This is a genomic window from Kamptonema formosum PCC 6407, assembly GCF_000332155.1.
GTDB lineage: Bacteria > Cyanobacteriota > Cyanobacteriia > Cyanobacteriales > Microcoleaceae > Kamptonema > Kamptonema formosum.
The window spans coordinates 65,085-65,792 of sequence record NZ_KB235907.1 but is presented as its reverse complement, the minus strand read 5'-3'; the positions used below and the strand labels follow the sequence as shown (position 1 = coordinate 65,792).

Genomic DNA, 708 nt, shown 5'->3' with positions numbered 1-708 from the left:
CCAATCTTGGCGGTAGTCAGTGCGATCGCTGCTCTGATAGACGGGCGAGTTGGGGAGTGTCAGAGTGGGGGTGCATTTATTTTGCCCCCCCAAATTTCAATCGGAGTGTACCGCCATCGCCATATTTTTGAAGGAAATCAAACAATTGATGCGGTGCTACTTCAAAGATTTGCTCAGTAGGTTCTGCAAATCTGTTTTCGTTTTTAGATTGCAATTACTTGAGTCGGTGTGAGGATAGTGTGGTGATGACACAATAGGTTGTGCCTTACCACATATACTACCTAACTCATTTTTTGAAAATTCCATCGGTGTTCCTTTGTAAGGGTTAACACCGCTTTTGCAGGGGTCTGTTGTTTAAAGTTGTCAAAATAGGGACTGCAATCACAAAAAGTCCGATTGAGTTGACTATTGACACCGTTTTTGTTACATTTACATAACAAATATTTTCTTTTTGACCCGTTCTGCAAAACCGGGTGTAATTGCTGAATTGATGCACTCAATTCGGCAAATTTAATTTCTGGGTAGTTTTCTCGATTGTCGCTTCGTTTTCATAGATTTTCCCTCAATTAAATATTTTTAACAATTAACAGTTAACAATTAACAATTTTGATTAATATAGCAACCGCGAAGACTGTTAGTTAGGACACTCGCTTATGGCTGAAACCCTTGATTTTATGTCCCCTCTTCCCCATCCTCCCCCTCTCCCCT

1 protein-coding gene is annotated in these 708 nt (G+C 40.5%); it reads left to right on the top strand.

Annotation, left to right across the window (positions count from 1 at the left end):
• A partial coding sequence (locus OSCIL6407_RS36445) for a hypothetical protein (RefSeq protein WP_026103899.1) occupies positions 1–180 on the top strand: 180 nt, incomplete at its 5' end.
• Between the last annotated feature and the right edge of the window lie 528 nt (positions 181–708).